General features: G+C 67.8%; 16 protein-coding genes. 4 read left to right on the top strand and 12 right to left on the bottom strand.

Annotated features, from left to right (window positions below):
* Positions 1 to 19: 19 nt before the first annotated feature.
* Both ACO2Q4_RS17930 and ACO2Q4_RS17925 read left to right on the top strand, forming a co-directional pair.
* A complete protein-coding gene (locus ACO2Q4_RS17930) occupies positions 20 to 2,260 on the top strand; it encodes an OmpA family protein (protein WP_423320974.1) in 2,241 nt (746 codons plus the stop codon).
* Positions 2,261 to 2,315: 55 nt separating this feature from the next.
* A complete protein-coding gene (locus ACO2Q4_RS17925) occupies positions 2,316 to 2,648 on the top strand; it encodes a hypothetical protein (protein WP_423320972.1) in 333 nt (110 codons plus the stop codon).
* A 55-nt stretch (positions 2,649 to 2,703) separates the two neighbouring features.
* Here ACO2Q4_RS17925 and ACO2Q4_RS17920 read toward each other — a convergent pair whose 3' ends face one another.
* The 4 genes from ACO2Q4_RS17920 to ACO2Q4_RS17905 form a co-directional block, all read right to left on the bottom strand.
* On the bottom strand, positions 2,704 to 3,888 hold the full coding sequence (locus tag ACO2Q4_RS17920; RefSeq protein ID WP_423320970.1) for an aromatic amino acid transaminase: 1,185 nt from the start codon (positions 3,886 to 3,888) through the stop codon (positions 2,704 to 2,706).
* Positions 3,888 to 4,748 (bottom strand): 3-mercaptopyruvate sulfurtransferase, encoded by an 861-nt coding sequence (sseA, locus tag ACO2Q4_RS17915; protein ID WP_311757664.1) that lies wholly within the window; start codon positions 4,746 to 4,748, stop codon positions 3,888 to 3,890. The genes ACO2Q4_RS17920 and sseA overlap by 1 nt, the downstream gene beginning before the upstream one ends.
* Before the next feature lie 71 nt (positions 4,749 to 4,819).
* The gene (gene smpB, locus ACO2Q4_RS17910; protein ID WP_311757663.1) at positions 4,820 to 5,290 is read right to left on the bottom strand and encodes an SsrA-binding protein SmpB; all 471 of its coding nucleotides are present in this window, start codon (positions 5,288 to 5,290) and stop codon (positions 4,820 to 4,822) included.
* A complete protein-coding gene (locus tag ACO2Q4_RS17905) occupies positions 5,274 to 5,807 on the bottom strand; it encodes a low molecular weight protein-tyrosine-phosphatase (RefSeq protein WP_423320968.1) in 534 nt (177 codons plus the stop codon). Before ACO2Q4_RS17905 ends, smpB begins: the two co-directional genes overlap by 17 nt.
* A gap of 86 nt (positions 5,808 to 5,893) precedes the next feature.
* Here ACO2Q4_RS17905 and ACO2Q4_RS17900 point away from each other — a divergent pair, with 86 nt between their 5' ends.
* Entirely contained in the window at positions 5,894 to 7,555 is a 1,662-nt protein-coding gene (locus ACO2Q4_RS17900; RefSeq protein WP_423320966.1) for a thiamine pyrophosphate-binding protein, read from the top strand.
* On the opposite strand, the gene ACO2Q4_RS17895 is transcribed toward ACO2Q4_RS17900, so the two are convergent.
* The 7 genes from ACO2Q4_RS17895 to ACO2Q4_RS17865 form a co-directional block, all read right to left on the bottom strand.
* Positions 7,552 to 8,976, bottom strand: a complete 1,425-nt coding sequence (locus ACO2Q4_RS17895) for an inorganic phosphate transporter (protein WP_311757660.1) — start codon at positions 8,974 to 8,976, stop codon at positions 7,552 to 7,554. The genes ACO2Q4_RS17900 and ACO2Q4_RS17895 overlap by 4 nt on opposite strands.
* Position 8,977: 1 nt before the next feature.
* On the bottom strand, positions 8,978 to 9,442 hold the full coding sequence (locus ACO2Q4_RS17890) for an NUDIX hydrolase (protein ID WP_311757659.1): 465 nt from the start codon (positions 9,440 to 9,442) through the stop codon (positions 8,978 to 8,980).
* Positions 9,439 to 9,870, bottom strand: coding sequence for an alternative ribosome rescue aminoacyl-tRNA hydrolase ArfB (gene arfB, locus ACO2Q4_RS17885; RefSeq protein ID WP_311757658.1), 432 nt, complete (start codon positions 9,868 to 9,870; stop codon positions 9,439 to 9,441). The genes ACO2Q4_RS17890 and arfB overlap by 4 nt, the downstream gene beginning before the upstream one ends.
* A 46-nt stretch (positions 9,871 to 9,916) precedes the next feature.
* Positions 9,917 to 11,989, bottom strand: a complete 2,073-nt coding sequence (gene pbpC, locus ACO2Q4_RS17880; protein WP_423320963.1) for a penicillin-binding protein 1C — start codon at positions 11,987 to 11,989, stop codon at positions 9,917 to 9,919.
* Between the two features lie 88 nt (positions 11,990 to 12,077).
* On the bottom strand, positions 12,078 to 13,214 hold the full coding sequence (locus ACO2Q4_RS17875) for a YcjF family protein (RefSeq protein ID WP_423320961.1): 1,137 nt from the start codon (positions 13,212 to 13,214) through the stop codon (positions 12,078 to 12,080).
* 11 nt (positions 13,215 to 13,225) lie between these two features.
* A complete protein-coding gene (locus ACO2Q4_RS17870) occupies positions 13,226 to 14,593 on the bottom strand; it encodes a YcjX family protein (protein WP_395131322.1) in 1,368 nt (455 codons plus the stop codon).
* A 72-nt stretch (positions 14,594 to 14,665) separates the two neighbouring features.
* Positions 14,666 to 15,613, bottom strand: a complete 948-nt coding sequence (locus ACO2Q4_RS17865) for a hypothetical protein (protein ID WP_423320957.1) — start codon at positions 15,611 to 15,613, stop codon at positions 14,666 to 14,668.
* Positions 15,614 to 15,723: 110 nt separating this feature from the next.
* Between ACO2Q4_RS17865 and hrpB the strand changes: the two genes are divergently transcribed.
* On the top strand, positions 15,724 to 18,135 hold the full coding sequence (hrpB, locus tag ACO2Q4_RS17860; protein ID WP_423320955.1) for an ATP-dependent helicase HrpB: 2,412 nt from the start codon (positions 15,724 to 15,726) through the stop codon (positions 18,133 to 18,135).
* On the opposite strand, the gene ACO2Q4_RS17855 is transcribed toward hrpB, so the two are convergent.
* The gene (locus ACO2Q4_RS17855) at positions 18,132 to 18,680 is read right to left on the bottom strand and encodes an HdeD family acid-resistance protein (RefSeq protein ID WP_311757652.1); all 549 of its coding nucleotides are present in this window, start codon (positions 18,678 to 18,680) and stop codon (positions 18,132 to 18,134) included. The two genes, hrpB and ACO2Q4_RS17855, sit on opposite strands and share 4 nt — an antisense overlap.
* Between the last annotated feature and the right edge of the window lie 50 nt (positions 18,681 to 18,730).

Raw genomic sequence — 18,730 nt, 5'->3', positions numbered from 1 at the left:
CAGCCGAAGGCCCCCCTTTATGGCCAATCGAAGAACGCGCCGCGGTCCTGCCGTCGTCGCAAGCCTGATCGCAATCGCAGCCGCTGGTGGCCTCTCGTTCGTCGGGGCGCGCGCCGCGGCGGATTTCATCGAGACCCACTCTGCCACCGAGGTCGCCGCGGCCTTGAAGCAGGGCGGATATGACTGGGCGACGGTCACCACCGACGGGCTTCTGGTCCGCCTGACCGGCACCGCACCGGACGAGGTGCAGCGCTTCCGCGCCAAATCCCGCGCCGAATCCGTGGTCGAACCCGATCGCGTCATCGACGAGATCCAGGTCGCCGCCCGCGAAAGCATGGGCGCGCCGCAATTCGAGATCGAGTTGCTGCGCAATGACCACGGCATCTCGATTGTCGGGCTTGTTCCCGCGGCGCTGGACCGCAAGGCGATGGTCGCCTCGCTTCGGGCCGAGGCGGCGGGGGGCGAGATTTCGGATCTTGTCGAGACCGCCGATTACCCCGCCCCCGACGGCTGGCAGGCGGCTTTCGATTACGGGCTTCGGGCCGCGAAGCTGGCGCATCAGGCCAAGGTCTCGATCGCGCCCGGTTCGGTCGAGGTGCGCGCGATCACCGACAGCGCGCTGGAAAAGGCAGATCTGGAAACGGCGCTGGAAAAAACCCGGCCCGCCGGGATCTCGCTGAAGGCGGATGTCACCGCGCCCCGCCCGGTCATCACCCCGTTTACCCTGCGCTTCGTCAAGGATGACAAGGGCGCCCGGTTCGAAGCCTGCGCGGCCAATGATGAAGCGGGCCGCGACCGTATCGTCGCCGCGGGCGCCGGCGCGGGCGTCGCGGGCGAGGCGCATTGCACGCTTGGCCTTGGCGCGCCCACGACGCGCTGGGCCGATGCCGCCGTTCCCGCGATCCAGGCGGTCGCCACGCTTGGCGCAGGCGCCGTCACGCTGACCGATACCCAGATCACGCTGTTTGCCCCCGCCTCGGTTCCGCCGGCGACTTATGATGCGGCCGTGGCGAAGCTGGATGCGGCGCTGCCCGCGCTGTTCAACCTGCGCGCCGAACATGAAAAGCAGATCGAACCCATTCGAGGCCCCGCCGAATTTTCGGCCGTGATCGCCAACGATCACGTCGAACTGCGCGGCCGGATCGGAAACGAACGGATGCGCGGCGCAGTCGACAGCCTGGCCAGTTCGCGCTTCGGCGATGTCGATAATGGCCTGCGGATCGATCCGTCCCTGCCCGAGGGTTGGACGCTGCGCACCATCGCCGCGATCGAGGCATTGGCGACGCTGGATCAGGGTTCGGTCAGCGTGACCCCCGATCTGATCCGGCTGTCGGGGATCTCCGGCAGCCCGACGGCGTCCGACATGGCCGTTGCACGGCTGTCGCAGCGTCTGGGCGCGGGTGCGCGCTACGAGTTGTCGATCCGCTATGACAAGCGGCTGGACCCGCTTCTGGCGGTGCCGACGGGTGAGGAATGCGTGGACCGGCTGAACAGCGTCATGTCGCAATCCGAAATCGGGTTCGAGCCGGGCAAATCCATTATCGCGGGCGACCCCGAACCGACGCTGGCGGGGATTTCCGCCGCCATGCAGGATTGCGCCGACTACAAGATCGAGCTGGCGGGCCATACCGACAGTCAGGGCAGCGAGGACATGAATGCCAAGCTGTCGCGGGACCGCGCCAAGGCGGTCATGGACGCGATCCGCGCGCATGGCGTGGCTGCGCCCCACATGACCTCGACCGGCTATGGTGAAAGCCGCCCGATCGCCGACAATGAAACCGAAGCCGGGCGCGAGGCGAACCGCCGCATCGAATTCACCCTGCTGTCCGAGGAACCGGTCTCGGACGACGATATCTCGGCACCCGAACAGTTCGCGGGCATCACCGACAGTGCCGAGGTCACGGCTGCAAAGATCGCCCGCTCAGCCGCTGCCGCTGCCAGCGGCGCCATCCGCGTGGCGCTGGAGGGGCCTGTGGCTGCTGATGCCGGGCATCCGGGCGGCCCGACGGGGGCAGAGGTGATTGTCGCCGCGGCAACCGCCCCCGCCAATGCGGTGGCGAATGCCCAGGTCTCGATCCAGGTGATCGAGGCCCTGACCGTTCCCGCGCTGGAGGCTGCCTTCCCCGACAACATGGAGGGCGTGGCCGAGGCAGAAGGGCAAGACGGCGAGATTGCTGACATCCCCGTCGAAGACCTGCCGAAGATTGAGCCGATGGGCCCGCCCGATGTCGAGGCGGCCGTGAAGGCGGACAAGAAATGACGCGTGGGGCCTTTTCCTCGGCCCGCGCGCTGGTAACGAACCGAAAGGGTTTCGCATGAATCGCAACGAATTCATCATCGCGACTGCGGTCATCCTGTTCGCCGCCTTCTTGCTGGGCTGGTTCGCAAGCTGGCTGATCCACCGTCTTGGCCGCGTCACTCGCGCCGAGATGGGCGAGCTGGAGAGCATGGCGCAGCAGCTTCACGACGCCGAAGAGGCGCGCGACAAGGCCGTGCGCGAGCTGGAAGAACGCGAGGCCGAACTGGTGGGCCGAGTCGGCAAGGCGGAATCCGAACTGCAATCGGTTCAGGACGAGCTGAAGGAAAGCCATGTCGAGATCGAGGAGTTGCGCGACTATATCGAGCGACGCCTTGGCAAACATGCCTGAAATGTAAAAGCCCGGTCCTGCGACCGGGCTTTTCCTTTTCCGCGAAAGCTGCCGGTCAGACGCCGGCTTCGATGATTGCGCGCGCAAGGACCGGGATGGTGGCTTCGTTCAGGCCCGCGATGTTCAGGCGCGAATCCCCGACCATATAGATCCCGAATTCTTCCTTCATGCGGGCAACCTGCTCGGGCGAGGCGCCAAGGCGCGAGAACATGCCGCGATGCTCGGCCAGGAAGCCGAAGCGATCCGAACCCGCAAGGTCGCGCAATTCCGTCGCCAGTTGCTCGCGCAGGCGCAGCATGCCGCCGCGGACTTCCTCAAGCTCGGCCTGCCAGTCGGCGCGCAGACCGGCGTCGTTCAGGATGGTTGCGACGACTTTCGCGCCGTGGAAGGGCGGGAAGGAATAGGTCTGGCGGTTCAGGAACGCCATCGCGCCCTGTGCCAGCTCTTTGGTCGCGGGATTGTCGCACAGGGCCAGCAGGCAGCCGGTACGTTCGCGATAGATGCCGAAATTCTTGCTGCACGAGGCCGCGATCAGCACTTCCGGGATACGCGAGGCGATCAGGCGGGTGCCAGCCGCATCCTCTTCCAGTCCGTCGCCGAAGCCCTGATAGGCCAGGTCGATCAGCGGGGTGGCGCCGGTCTTTTCAAGGATCGAGGCGACCTCGGCCCATTGATCCAGCGTCAGGTTCGCGCCGGTCGGATTGTGGCAGCAGCCGTGCAGCAGGACGACATCGCCCTTTTTCGCGGCTGAAATGTCCTGCTTCATCGCGTCGAATGCGACGCCACGGGTTTCGGCGTCGAAATAGCGATAGGTGACGACCGGCACGCCCATGAAATTCATGATCGAGACGTGGTTCGGCCAGGTGGGGTCGCTGACGAACACGCGCAGGTCGGGATTCGCCATCCGTGCCAGTTCCAGCGCCTGACGGATCGCGCCGGTGCCGCCGACGGTGGCCAGCGCCGCCGTCGTCTCGGGCTTCAGGCCCGCGCCAAGGATCAGCTCGCCCATCGCCCTCTGGAATTCGGGTTCACCCGCCAGACCGGCATAGGTCTTGGTGGTCTCGTTCTCCAGCATCCGCTTTTCGGCTTCCAACACCGCACGCATGATCGGGGTGTGGCCGGTCGCATCCTTGTAGACCCCCACGCCCAGATCGATCTTGCCCTGACGGGGATCAGCCCTGAACTCACCTATCAGGGCCAGGATCTTGTCGGGGGCTTGCGGTTTCAGATTGCCCAGCATCACGCGTCTCCGGTTGCGATTTTAAGGTCCGGGAAGCTGCCCCATTCGGCCCAGCTTCCGTCGTAAAGCGAATGATCCCTGTGCCCGACTCGCTCGAGCGCCAGAAACAGCGTCGCGGCGGTCACGCCCGAGCCGCAGGTGGTGATCGCCGGCCGGGTCAGGTCGACGCCCGCCGCCTCGAATTCCACGCGCAGGGCGTCGGCGGATTTCATCGTGCCGTCGGGATTGTAAAGCCGGCCAAAGGGCAGGTTGCGCGACCCCGGAATATGACCCGAGCGCAGCCCGGCGCGCGGCTCGGCCGCCTCGCCCCGGAAGCGTTCGGCCGAACGGGCATCGATGATGACATGCGAATCAAGCTTGCTGGCCGCGGCGACCTGGGTCACGTCGCGGACCAGCGCGGCCTGGCGCTGCGTGGTCATGTGGCGGTCGCGCATGACGGGGGGCAGATCCTCGACCGGACGGCCCTCGGCCAGCCATTTCCCAAGGCCACCATCCAGCACGGCCACGTCGGTCTTGCCCATCAGGCGGAAGGTCCACCACACCCGCGCGGCCGAACGCACCGGCGAGTTGTCATAGATCACGACCTGATGGCCGTCGCCGATGCCCATCGCCCGCATCCGGCTGATGAACAGCTCGGGCAGGGGGGCCATGTGGGGCAGGCTGCTGCGCTTATCGGTGATTTCGTCAAGATCGAAGAAGCGCGCCCCCGGAATATGCGCCGCGGCATATTCGGCGCGGGCATCCCGTCCCGGTTCCAGGAACCAGGTCGCATCAAGGATGCGCAGATCGGGATCGGACAGGTGCGCGGCCAGCCAGTCGGTCGAGACGAGCAGCCTGGGATCATCGGGATCTGTGGTCATCGTCCTTCCCCCGGTAGACGCGAAAGCGCCCCCATCTAACCGGAGGGACCGGCCCCTGCAATGGCAGAAGGTCAGCCTTGCTTGAGCAGCCGCTGTTTCTGGCGGTTCCAGTCGCGCTTGGCCGAGGTTTCTCGCTTGTCGGCGACATTCTTGCCCTTGGCGACGCCGATCTTCAGCTTCACCGTGCCGCGATCGTTGAAATACATCACCAGCGGCACCAGCGTCATGCCCGCGCGCCCGATGGCCTGCCACAGCCGCGCCAGTTCCTTGCGCGACACCAGCAGCTTGCGTTTGCGGCGCTCTTCATGGCCAAAGACGCCCGCCTGCTTGTAGGCGGCGATATAGCTGTTGATCAGCCACAACTCGCCCTGTTCGACCGAGGCATAGCTTTCGGCGATGTTCGACTGCCCGGTGCGCAGGCTTTTCACCTCGGACCCGGTCAGGACGATGCCCACCTCAAGGTCGCTTTCGATGAAGTAATCGAAGCGTGCCCGGCGGTTCTCGGCGATGATCTTGTAATTGGGGTCAGTCTTGGCGGCCATGATCCGGCTGAGATAGGGGCGCGGCGGCGTAAAGTAAAGATTGCGCCTGTCCTTGCCGGTCCAGCATTTCCATCATTCCGGCAATGCCCAGCGAGACATCCTGCCAGGTCCCTTCGAACCCGGCGCTGTCGCCGAAATAGGGGTCGGTCACGGCCTGGCCTTCGCGCCCCGGCACATGGTCCAGCAGCATCGACAGTCGCGCGCGCGCCCCTTCGGGCATGATGGCGCGCATGTGGGCAAGGTTTTCGGCATCCATGGCGACGATATGGTCAAAGCGCATGAAGTCGTCGGGGCGCACCTGGCGCGCGCGCAGGCGCGAGATGTTGATCCCGTTGCGCGCTGCGATGGCCTGGGCGCGGCGGTCCGGTTCGGACCCGACATGCCAGTCGCTGGTTCCAGCCGATTCCACGATGACTTCGGTGCCGCGCTCATCTGCGGCGGCGCGCAACGCGCCTTCGGCCAAAGGCGAACGGCAGATGTTTCCAAGGCAGACAAAAAGAACAGACTGGGCTCGCATATCATTCCTCAATCGACGGGCATTGCCTTGCATGCCGCCCGCACGCTACCCCCTGAGTTGAGGAAAGGCAAAAGGAGGGAGCAGTAATGCGGCATGGTGGGCAGATCCTGGCCGATACATTGGCACGAAATGGGGTAGATCGCGTCTTTTCTGTGCCAGGTGAAAGTTTTCTGGCAGCGCTGGACGGGTTCTATGCTTCAGGGATCCAGAATGTCGTCTGCCGTCACGAGGGCGGCGCGGCGATGATGGCCGAGGCGCATGGCAAGGTGACGGGCAGGCCCGGCATCGCCTTCGTGACCCGCGGACCCGGCGCCACCAATGCCAGTTCGGGCGTCCATGTCGCGCGCCAGGATTCGACCCCGATGATCCTGTTCGTCGGCCAGATCTCCAGCTCGGATCGCGACCGCGAGGCTTTTCAGGAGGTTGACTACCGTGCCATGTTCGCCCCACTGGCGAAATGGGTGGCCGAGATCGACCAGACCGAGCGCATTCCCGAATATGTCGCGCGCGCCTTCCATCTGGCGATGTCGGGCCGTCCCGGCCCCGTGGTGCTGGCCCTGCCCGAGGATGTTCTGTCCGCCCGGGCCGAGACGCCGGACCTTGCCCCGTATGACCCGCCCCTGTCCGCCGTCGCGGGCGAATCCGTCGCTGCGCTGGCCGAGGCGCTGGCCGGGGCCGAACGTCCGCTGGTGGTTGCGGGCGGCACGCTGTGGTCGCAGCGCGCCGCCGAGGATCTGGCCCGTTTTGCGGGGAATTGGGGCCTCCCGGTCGCGGTGCCCTTTCGCCGGCAAGGCCACATGGACAATGCCGATCCCCATTATGTCGGCGATCTTGGCGTCGGCATGAATCCGGCGCTGGGCAATGCGCTGCAACAGGCGGATTGCATCCTGTCCCTTGGTTCGCGGTTGGGCGACACGCTGACCCGCGGCTATGAACTGATGTCGCCCGCCAATCCCCATGCAAGGGTGATCCATGTCCATCCCTCGCCGGATGAGCTGGGCCACCTGTGGCGCCCCGCGCCGGGGCTGGTCGCGGACCCGCGCGAAGTCGTGGCGGCGCTGGCCAGCCTGCCGGCGCCCCGGCGCTGGGACGAATGGACTGCCGACCTGAGGGGCAGGTATCTGGCGTGGCAAAAGCCCAAGGCCACGCCCGGCGCCGTGCGGATGGAGGATGTGATCCTGTGGCTGTCCGCCAACCTGCCGCCCGATGCGGTCATCACCAACGGCGCGGGTAATTACGCGGCCTTCATCCACCGCTATTACAGCTTCCGTCGCTGGGGCAGCCAGGTCGCGCCGACGTCAGGGTCTATGGGCTATGGCCTGCCGGCCGCGATCGCATCAAAGCTGGCGCATCCCGAACGCACCGTGGTCTGCGTCGCGGGCGACGGCTGCATCCAGATGACGCTGAACGAGCTTTCGACCGCTGCCCAGCACGGCGCCGCGGTGATCGTGATCGTGGCGAATAACGGCCGCTATGGCACCATCCGGATGCATCAGGAGCGGACCTATCCCGGCCGCGTGTCGGGGACCGACCTGAGCAATCCCGATTTCGCAGCCCTTGCCCGCGCCTATGGCGGTCACGGCGAAATCGTGGCGACGCAGGACGATTTCGGCCCCGCCTTCCAGCGGGCGGTTCAGGCGGGCACGCTTGCGGTCATAGAACTGCGCCTTGACCCCGAGGCGCTGACGACAGGCGCAACCCTGGCCGAAACCCGCGCGGCGGGCGAGGCTCTGCAGCGCCGGGCCTAAAGCCTCAGGATCAGGACCAACGCGGCGGCCAGCGCCGCGTTGACCGGCACGGTGATCAGCCACGCCCCCAGGATCGTGCGCACATGCGACCGCCGCACCAGATGGCGGCGGCGCAGTTCCTCGTCGGGCATCGGCGCGCGCTTCTTGGTTTTCCGGCGGTCCCGCCATTCGCGATAGAAGCCGACGCCGAAGACCCCGCCGATCGCGACATGGGTGGTCGAGACGGGCAGTCCCATCATCGAGAAGCCCAGGACCGTCAGCGCTGTCGCAAGCGAGATGCACAGCGCCCGCGACGGGTTCAGCCGGGTGATGCCGCTGCCGACCATCGTCACCAGCTTGCCGCCGAACAGGATGATCCCGCCCGCGATCCCCAGACCCGACAGCAGCAGCACCATCTGCATGTCCATCAATTCGCCCGGCCGGTCCGAGATCTGGCCCAGGATGATCGTCAGCGGCGCGGCGACGTTCGAGGTGTCATTGGCCCCGTGACCGAAACCCATGACCAGCGCGGTCGCAGTAAGGGGCACGCCCAGCAGGTTTTTCAGCGCCAGCTTGCCCCCCGCTTCGCGCCGGATCTGTCGGCCCAGCATGACATGAGAATAGATCCCGCCAAGGCCGCATCCGGCGGCAGTCCAAAGCAGGACCGGGATCCAGCCCGCCCCCTTGAAGGCCAATGCGATCATGGCCGCCAGCAGCCCCGTGACCAAGGCGACCAGCAGCGTCAGCCAGATCCTGCCAGACCGGATCGGGTCGTCCTTTTCCAACACATGGCGATGCAGGTTGGACAGGATCCCCGCCGCCAGCAGCCCCGAAATCACGGGCGAGACGATCCAGCCAAGCGCCACCACCGCCATGGCCGACCAGTTGACCGCGCCGAAACCGTAAGTCGCGATCCCCGCGCCCGCGATGGCGCCGACGACCGAGTGGGTGGTGCTGACCGGTGCGTTCATCCGGGTCGCGACGCTGATCCAGCTTGCGGCACCGATCAGCGCCGCCAGCATCATCGAGGCAGCGGGGGCGCTGTCGCCCAGCGTCTCGCCCATCAACCCCTCGGTCAGGGTCCGCGTGACGGCCTCGCCCGCCAGAACCGCGCCCAGCACGTCCATGCCGGCGACCAGGACCAGCCCCGTGGTCAGCCCGATCGCGCCTGCGCCGACCGCTGGCCCCAACGCGTTCGCCACGTCGTTCGCGCCGATGGACAGCGCCAGGTAAGTTGCGACCGCGACCGAGGCTGCCATGATCCCCAGCATCGGCTGGCCGGCCGTGGCAGCCGCCGCGAATTCGGCGACCGCGGCCACGAAGACGACCGCGATGCCGATCCTGACCATCGGGCGGGCCGAGGCCAGCGCCGCACGCTCGGCATTGGTGACGCGTCCCAGATCCTTGTCGAGGATGCGATAGTCCCGATCGCCCTTTGGCATGTCAGGTCCGCGACCGCGCCGATGCGGGCAGCGCCAGGAGCAGCTTTCTCAGCCCCGCCTCGGCGACCAGCTCCGCCGCGCGGACCGGGGCAAACCATTCGCGCCGTCGTTGCGAGGCTTCGGGGAACTGCTCGGACAGCCCGTCGACTTCGACCGCGAAGACATGAACCTCGACCGGGATGGCGAAGCCCTGCTCCTGCTGCTTGTCATAGTGATAGCTGCCGATGGCGGTCTGCACGACCGTTCCCTGCACGCCGGCCTCCTCCCAGGCCTCGCGCAGGGCGGCATCGGCAAGGCTGCGGCCGGGCATCGGCCAGCCCTTGGGCACGATCCAGCGCCCGGTGCCGCGGCTCGTCACCAGCAGAACCCGCCCCGAGCGGCTGTCGCGGCAAAGCGCCGCCACCTGCATGTCCGGCGGCTTGCGGCCCAGAAGGCTTGTCAGCCTGTCCCGAATGCTCCTCCTCACCCTTCCTCCTCGCTCCCGCTGATCCTGCCGCGCAGGGATTTGACGGTTCCCCTTTGCGTCTTGGCCGCGAGCCTTCTTTTCTGACTTCCCAATGTCGGTCGCGTCGCGATGCGGCGTCGCGGGGCGACCAGCGCCTTGCGGATCAGTTCGACCAGCCGCTCGCGGGCGATTTCCCGGTTGCGCAACTGGCTCCGGGTTTCCTCGGCCCGGATCAGGATAGCACCGTCCTGCGTCCAGCGCCGCCCCGCAAGTCGTTGCAGGCGGGACTTGACCGCCGGGGACAGGCTGGGCGAACGCTCGGCCTCGAACCGCAGCTCGACCGCGGTTTCCACCTTGTTCACGTTTTGCCCGCCCGGTCCCTGCGACCGGCTGAACTGTTCGGACAGTTCCCATTCATGAATCGTGATCTGATCGTCAATGCGCAACATAACGCGAATATGTCGCAACGCGCGGGGATGAAAAGACCACTCTCGCTCAGCGTGACGTCAATTCGGCAGGATGCAACCAAATCGTGGCACTGGCCGAGGCTCCTGCGGCATCGATGACGGACAATTGCACAAAGCCCGGACCGGGATCGGGCAGCAGGCTTTCCGGCCGGGGCAGGGCAAGGGCGGCGGGCGCGCCGTTGACCAGAAAGGTCCACGGCCCGCGCCCGCCCCGCGCCTTGACGATCAACCCACCCGCGGGATCCAGCACCGAGCCGTCGGGCGGGTAAAGCAGGACCAGCCGATCGGGCGCGGCCGGCTGCGCGGCGGTGCGACTGACTTGGCCCGCCGGGGCAAAGCGGCGCAGCGGCAAGGGCAGTGCGCTGTTCGGGACCGTCAGTGTCTGCGGCGGCGGAGGAGGCAGCGGCACAGGCGCCAGTGCGTCGAACAGATCGAACAGCACCGGTGCCGCAAGATCGCCGCCGAAGGCGCCGGGAACCGGCGTCCCGTCCGGGCGTCCCAGCCAGACCGCGGCGACATGGGCGCCGTCAAATCCCACCGACAGCGCATCCCGATGCCCATAGGATGTCCCGGTCTTGTAGGCCATCGGCCGCAGCCGCGCGCCCTGTGGCGCAGGATTGGCGGCCAGCACGTTCCCGACCTGCCATGCGGCGACCGGCCCGAACATGGCCGAGGGCATGTCGCGCGATCCACCCGGCAATGCGGACAGGGTGATGCCGAGCCCGCCCCGCGCCAGCGCGGCATAGCCCGAGGTCAGCCCCTCCAGCGTCACCCCGCCGCCGCCCAGCACCAGCGCAAGCCCCGGCGCTTCGCCCGGCAGGCGCAACAGGATACCACCGCGGTCCAGTGCTTGCGCGACGCGGTTCGGTCCAAGCGCCTCGGCCAATTTCACCACGGGGATGTTCAGCGACCAGATCAGCGCCTGCCGCAGGCTGACCGTGCCCCGGAACATGTGGTCGAAATTCTGGGGCTGCCAGCGGCCGAAGACGGTCGGACGATCCTCGATCAGCGTCTCGGGATGCGCCAGTCCCTGGTCAAAGGCCAGCCCATAGACAAAGGGCTTCAGCGTCGATCCGGGAGAGCGCCAGGCCCGGGTCATGTCCACGAATCCTGCCGCCCCGCGATTCGTCCAGTCGGCCGCGCCGACATCGGCCAGGATTTCGCCCGTGCGATGGTCAGCCAGCAGGATCGCGGCCGAGACGCTGCGTCCCGCCCCGCGTGCCGCGCGCAGGGCCAGCGCCTCGGCCCGTCGCTGCAGGCCGGCATCGATCGTGGTTTCGATCCGCACCGCGCCGGGGTTTTCCCGTGCCAGCCGTCCCGACAGCAGTGGAGCCAGCGCCGGAAAAGCACGGCGACGGCGGGGAACCGGCTCGGCCATCGCCGCGCGCGCGTCGCCCTGGCTGATCAATCCTCGATCCGCAGCCCGTTCCAGCACGCGGTTGCGCGCCGCGGTCGCGGCCTTCGGGAAACGGTCGGGCCGCCGCGTTTCGGGCGATTGGGGCAGGGCGACCAGCAATGCCGCCTCGGAGGGGGTCAGGCGGCGCGGCTCCTTGCCGAACCATTGCAGGCTTGCGGCACGCACGCCCTCGACATTCGCGCCATAGGGGGCCAGCCGCAGGTAAAGGTCCATGATCCCGGCCTTGTCCAGCTGCCGCTCCAGCGCCAAAGCCAGCCGCATCTGCCGCAGCTTTCCGGCCCATTCGCCGGTGGGTCCCTCCTCGATCAGGCGGGCGACCTGCATGGTCAGGGTCGATCCGCCCGAAACCACGCGGCGATACCGCAGCGCCTGACCGGCCGAGCGCAGGACGGCGAGCGCGTCGACGCCGTGATGGCGCGGAAACCGGCGATCTTCCCACGCGACCAGCATGTCCAGAAACAGCGGATCGACCGGTCCCGGATCAAGCCGCCAGCGCCCGTCCGCAACCTGGAAGGCGCGCAGCAGGCTGCCGTCGCGCGCCAGCACCTCGGTCCCGACGGGAACGGTCAGGCGCGGCATTCGGGTGGCATCGACCCATTCATCCACCCGGTCCCGCCCCCAGGCCGCCAGGCCAAGGCCCAGGGCCAGCGCGAAAAGGATCAGGGCGAGGCGGCGCGATGTCATGGTTTCAAACTAGCGCAGCGATGCAGCAGAAAGAACCGCACCGTTTCACCGTTTTTCAAATACCCGCCGCGGCACAGCGACCGGGCGGTCACTTCGCCTCTTGATCCTCGCCGAACAGACCTTTCAGGCCGCGCGCGATCAGGTTTCCGACCTTTGGTCGCGGCTGCTGGATGAAGGGCAGGGGGCGACAGACCTCCATCGCGGCGATCCCCACGCGGGCGGTCAGGGCGCCGTTGACGACGCCTTCGCCAAAGCGTTTCGAGACGCGGGCCAGGATGCCGCCCCCGGCCACGGTATGGATCAGGTCATCGCCCGCCGCGACCGCGCCGGTCGCGACCAGATGCGTCATCACGGTGCGCGCCAGCCTCCAGCCGCCCACGGCCCCGGCGCGCCCGCCATAGATCTCGGCCATGCGGCGGATCATCCGCATGTTCGCTGCCAGCGCGGCGACGACATCGGCCAAAGCCAGCGGGATCAGGGCGGTCGCCGCGGCGACGGTGCGCGAGGCGGCCTCGATTTCGCGGCGCGCCTGCTGGTCCAGCGGGGCCAGAAGCTCGGTCTCGGCCATCGCGATCAGCGTCTGCGCCTCATAGGCCTCGGCCTTGTGACGGGCCAGCCGCTCACGTCCCCATTCCAGTTCCGGACGCGCGCGGTAAAGCCGTTCAAGCCGCCCGACGACGTCCTGTGCCGCCGCGACATCGCCCGAGGCCAGCGCCGCCCCCGCCGCCCGATTGATCCCATCGATGGCGGCAAAGCGCGACCAGGCGCGGTATTCGCGCCAGCCCATCGCCAGCGCCGCAAGGCAAAACAGCACCATCAGGAAGATGCCGATCCATCCCAGAAGGGGATAGGTCCGAAGCAGGTCGGACAGAAAGCGCAGCGCGGCGACCGACAAAAGGAAGGTCAGAAGCGCGGCCCCGGTGTTCAGGAAGAACCGGGTCAGCGGCGACGGCCCGGCCCCGGCGATGCGCGCCACAAGCTGCATGGTGCGCGGCTGTGGCATCGCCGGCGACAGCCCGTCATCGATCATCGGTGCATCCGCGGGCGAGGGCGCGTCCTCACCATCGCGGGGCGCGCTGCGCGGGGCGCGGCGGCTGCGGCGGTCGGGCTCGGCCGTGCTCTGCGCACCCGGAGGTGTGGTTTCCGGCCCGCCCGGCGCGCGGGTGGCGGGTGCGGCATCCATCTCGATCAGGACAGGGCCGCGGCGTTTCGGAGGTTCAGCCATCTTGAATCCCTTCAGATCTGATCGCCGAACAGGAACTCGGCCGCGCGGTCCAGCCGGATATGCGGCGGGCCGTCGCCCGGACGCAGGGTGCCGGGTGCGGGTGCGAAATCCATGATCGCGTAATCGCCATCCAGCCAGCGATCCGCGCCCTTCCGGGCGTGGACCAGCAGGTCGGCGGGGTTGGCGGGCAGCTCGCCCGGATAGAAGGCGGCCTGCCGCCCGTCCATCAGGGTGCCGCGCACGGCGGGCAGTTCGTCGCCATCCTGATGGATGATCTCTTCCGTGGTGGTTCGCAGGGCGGCGATCGACATCGCTTCGGTCCGCGCGCCCGAGAAATCGGCCCGGTCGCGGGCCTCGCGCAGCATCGCCCCCGTGATCGCGGTCAGACGCGGGTGCTGGATATGGTGCAGGTGGTCGGCCTTGGTCGCGGCGAACAGGATGCGCCCCACCCTGCGCGAGCCCAGCAGTTGCGACAGCCACCCCGCGCGACCGGGGCGAAAGGCGGTCAGGATGTCGGCCATGGCGCGGCGCATGTCCTCGACCGCCTGGGGGCCGGCATGGATCGCGCCCAGCACGTCCATCAGCACGACCTGCCGGTCGATCCGCGCGAAATGGTCGCGGAAGAAGGGCTTCACCACACGCGACTTGTAGGCCCCGAAACGGCGCGCGAATTCGCGCCAGACGGGGGTGTCGCGGAATTCGGGCGGCAGCGGCGTGAAGGTCAGGGCGGGCGACCCCTCAAGCTCGCCCGGCATCAGGAAGCGGCCCGGCGTGCAGTCCGACCAGCCGGCGTCGCGGGCCTCGTGCAAATGGCCCGTATAGGCGGCCGCCAGCGCCTGCGCGGCGGTTTCGTCAAAGCGCGTGCGGTCGGTCGCGGCCAGCACGTCCTGGAACCGCGCGGCGCCGGGGCGTCCCTTCATGCGGTCCAGCACCTCGGCCGACCAGCTGTCGAAGTCCTTGTCCATCAGGCGCAAGTCCAGCAGCCATTCGCCGGGATAATCCACGATGTCCAGATGCAGCACCTGCTGTCCGCGCCAGCCCGTCAGCAGGCCGCGCGGCTGGACGCGCAGGGACAGCCGCAACTGGCTGACATGGCGCGTGCCCTCGGGCCAATGCGGATCGGGTCCGGTCATCGCCGCCAGATGACGCTCGAAATCGAAGCGGGGCACGGTATCGTCGGGCTGGGGTTGCAGCCATGCGGATTTCAGCGATCCGTCCGCCGCCGCGCGCAACGCGCTCATCCGGCCGCGGTCCAAAAGGTTCGCGACAAGCGAGGTGATGAACACCGTCTTGCCCGCCCGCGACAGCCCCGTCACGCCCAACCGGATGACCGGGTCCGAGATTCCCAGCCCCTGCATCAGATCGTCAGCGATACCCATCCTGTCCCCGGCCTTGTTCCGCGCGTCCAAAGATATGCAGGCATGTGCGGGATTTACAGGGGGCGTTCACGCTCAGGTGTCGAAGCGCATATAGGCGTTGATGACAACGTCCAGCGTTGCGCGATCGACCTCGTTGCCGTTCAGGTCCGTGTGGATGGGGTTCGGCCCCAGTTCGAGGTCGCTGCTCGACTCTACAGTATAGACGGTGCCGCCCAGTTCCTCGCGATACCAGTTCGTTTCGAATCCGACGTTCAGGCCAGTGCGCCCGGCAATCCGGGCCACGTCTTCGCCGCCCAGCCGGATTACGGTATCGCCATTGACCTCGACCACAGAGACGCGTCCGAATGGATCGGATCCCTGCGCCGATTCCTGAGGGTCGACATTGATCCGCAGGCGATCCTCGGCGGGGTCGAAATCGGTCACGTGGGCAATGTGGCCCTGATTCACAAACCCGTCCATCACGTCGGCCCCCGCGCCACCGGTGACGGTGTCCGCGCGGTCAAAGCCGATGATATCGTCCCCGTCACCGCCACGCAGGACGTCGTCGGACAATCCCACATGCCAGGAATGTTGGTCGACTTGAGAGGAGGCGTGAAAGCCCATCCCGTCATTCCCGCGGATTGTGTCATCTCCCGCGCCACCGGACAGGGTCGAGTGGCCCGCCTGGCTGTAGTCGTTGGTGAGAAGGTCAGCGCCATTTCCCCCCTCGACAAGGATCGATCCGCGGATCCCGACAAAGTCGTCTCCGTCACCAGCACGAACCTCGGTCACGGGATCGGTTGCCCAAATGGTGTCATTGCCCTCGGTTCCAAGGATCACCGTTTCCGGCTGTGGTTCCGGCTCTGGCTCTGGCTCGGGCTCGGGCTGCGGCTCGGGTTCGGTGCCAGGCTCCGGTTCAGGTTCAGGCTCCGGTTCAGGCTCAGTCCCTGATCCGTCATCATGCCCATCATCGTGGTTGAACAGCTCCGCCAGCGCCGCCGCGCCAAGCGGGACCATCAGAAGCAGTAGCAGGCTTTCCACGATGCCTCCCGACAAAGTTGTGCGTCGGTATTCGGACATTCGTCGCGAACCCTGTCAATCGGATGGTGTGAAGGCTTTTCGCGCCGTTATGGCTTTGCCATAAGCCATTCATGACCCTGCCCATCGACGCCGTCCTGCCCGAACTGACCGCCGCGCTTGCCGCGCAGGGTCGCGCTGTCCTGATGGCCCCGCCCGGCGCGGGCAAGACGACGCGCGTCCCGCTGGCGCTGCTGCCGGTGGTCGCGGGCCGCATCCTGATGCTGGAACCGCGCCGGCTGGCCGCACGCGCCGCCGCCGAACGCATGGCCGAGACGCTGGGCGAGCCGGTGGGCCGGACCGTCGGCTATCGCATCCGGGGCGAGTCCGTCGCGGGCCAGCGCATCGAAGTCGTGACCGAGGGCATCCTGACCCGGATGATCCAGTCCGACCCCTCGCTTGAGGGGATTGGCTGCGTGATCTTCGACGAATTCCACGAACGCAATCTGAATGCCGATCTTGGCCTTGCCCTGACATGGGAGGCGCGTCAGGCGCTGCGGCCCGATCTTGCCGTGCTGGTCATGTCGGCGACATTGGATGCCGAACCCGTGGCGGCACTTCTGGACGCGGCCCCCGTGATCCGGTCCGATGGGCGTGCCTTTCCGGTCGAGACGCGCTGGCTGGACCGTCCGCTGCCCGCAGGCGTCCGGCTGGTGCCCGAAGCCGCGCGGCTGGTCCGTCAGGCCGAGGCCGAGACTCGCGCCACCGGCGGCACCCTGCTGTGCTTCCTTCCGGGCGAGGGAGAGATTCGCCGGGTCGCCGCGATGCTGGGGGATGTCGATGCCGAGGTCGCGCCGCTGTTTGGCGCGATGGATTTCAAGGCGCAGCGCGCGGTGATGCGCCCCGCCAGCGGGCGGCGACGGATCGTGCTGGCGACCTCGATCGCAGAGACTTCGCTGACCATTCCCGACGTGACTGTGGTGGTCGATGCCGGTCGGGCGCGCCGGTCGCGCTTCGATCCCGGCTCGGGCATGTCGCGGCTTGTGACCGAGCGTGTCAGCCGGGCCGAAGCCGAACAGCGCCGCGGTCGGGCGGGGCGGGTCGCGCCGGGCATCTGCTATCGCATGTGGGCGCGCGCCGAGGAAGGCGCCTTGCCCGCTTTCGCCCCACCCGAGATCGCGGTCGCCGATCTTGCGGGGCTGGCGCTGGAGCTTGCGAACTGGGGCTCGGACGGGTCGGACCTGGCTTTTCTGACGCCCGCGCCCGAAGCCGGAATGGCCGAGGCAAGGACCATTTTGCGCGATCTTGGCGCGCTGGACGCAGGTGACCGCATCACCGCGCATGGTCGCGCGCTGGTGGCCCTGCCGCTGCATCCGCGGCTTGCGCATATGCTGGTTCTTGCCGGCAAGGATGCCGCCGATCTTGCCGCCCTGATGGGCGAGCGCGATCCCCTGACCGGCGCCCCAGTCGATCTGACCCTGCGCCTTGCCGCGATCCGCGACGCGCGGGCCTATGAGGCGCGCCATCCCTGGCCGCTCAATGCCGGGGGAGTCCAGCGCATCCGCGACGAGGCCCGCCGCCTGCGTCGTCTTGCGCCAGAGGGGCAGGGGATGGCGGCGGGCGCCATGGCTGCGCTGGCCTATCCCGACCGCATCGGCCAGCGCCGCAAGGGCGACCAGCCGCGCTATGTCCTGTCGGGCGGCAAGGGGGCGATCCTGCCCGAAGGCGACGCGCTGGGCGCGTCCCGCTTCATCGTGGCGACCGATCTGGACGGAGATGCGCGCGAGGCCCGGGTCCGTATGGCCGCCGCCGTCGACGAAGACGATCTTCGCGCGCTGTTTCCCGACCTGATCCGGTCAGTCGAACTGGTCGAATGGTCGCGGCGCGACAACCGGATACTGGCGCGGCGGCAAGAGCGGCTGGGGGCCTTGGTGCTGGCAGATCACGCGCTGGACAGCCCCGAACCGGCTGCGATCGCCCGCGCGGCGGTCGAGGGTTTGCGTGCGTCGGGCTTGAACTGGACGCCCGGTGCGGCCCGGCTGCGGGCGCGCGTCGCGCTGATCCCGGAACTTGGCCCGGTCGATGACGAAACGCTTCTGGCCGATCCCGAATGGTTGCTGCCCTGGCTGGGCAAGGTGCGGACCGCCGCGGACCTGCGCGGCCTGGACCTGACCGAGCCGCTGAAGGCGCGCATCGGCTGGGACGGCCAGCAACGGCTGGACCGCGCCGCGCCCGCGCATTTCGTGACGCCTTTGGGCCGCAAGGTGCCCATCGACTATGACCACGAGACGCCCTCGATCGAACTGAAGCTGCAGGAACTGTTCGGGGTCGCGCAGCATCCGGTCGTGGGCGGGCGGGCGCTGCGCATCTCGATGCTGTCACCGGGGGGCAAGCCCGTCGCGGTGACGACCGACCTGCCCGGCTTCTGGGCCGGAAGCTATGCCGATGTGCGCAAGGACATGCGGGGCCGCTATCCGCGCCATCCTTGGCCCGAAAATCCCTTGGAGGCCGATCCGACCACGCGGGCCAAACCGCGCGGAACCTAGCCCGCGTTCAGCTTGCGCAGGCGCAGCGACAGCGCGATCAGGGTGATCCCGATCAGCACCGCGAAGATCCCAAGAAGCCACGCGATGCTGAGCAGGCCCGCGGCCGGCAGCATCGCCATCAAAAGGCCCCACATGACCAGCAGCACGCCGCTGAGGACAAGCGCCCATTCGCCGTCAATCTCGTGACGCAGGCGGATCGCGGCGACGATGCGGAAGACGCCCGCGATGACGCCCCAGATCGCCATCCAGATGATGAAGGCCAAGGCCGTGGCCTCGGTCCAGAACAGGGCCATCAGGCCGATCGCGATGGACAGCAGCCCCTCCAGCCCCCAGGCCCACCAGCGTTCGTCGGTCTTGCGCCGCTGATAGCCCGTGACCAGCGCCAGGATGCCGTCGAAAACCGCATAGGCGCCGAAGGTCAGCAGCAGGACATAGACCGTCAGGCCGGGCCAGGCCAGCGCGATGATGCCGAACAGCACCGCCGCGATCCCGCGCAACAGGACCATCCACCAGTTCGCAGCCATCATGCGGACCAAATCGTCCATCGAAAGCCCCTCCTTGGGTTCAAACCTGTAAGAGGATAGCACGCGCTTTT

It is taken from the genome of Paracoccus sp. KR1-242 (assembly GCF_049446195.1).
Lineage (GTDB): Bacteria > Pseudomonadota > Alphaproteobacteria > Rhodobacterales > Rhodobacteraceae > Paracoccus > Paracoccus broussonetiae.
The sequence above is the reverse complement of the archived record's forward strand: the minus strand, read 5'-3'. Positions and strand labels throughout refer to the sequence as shown.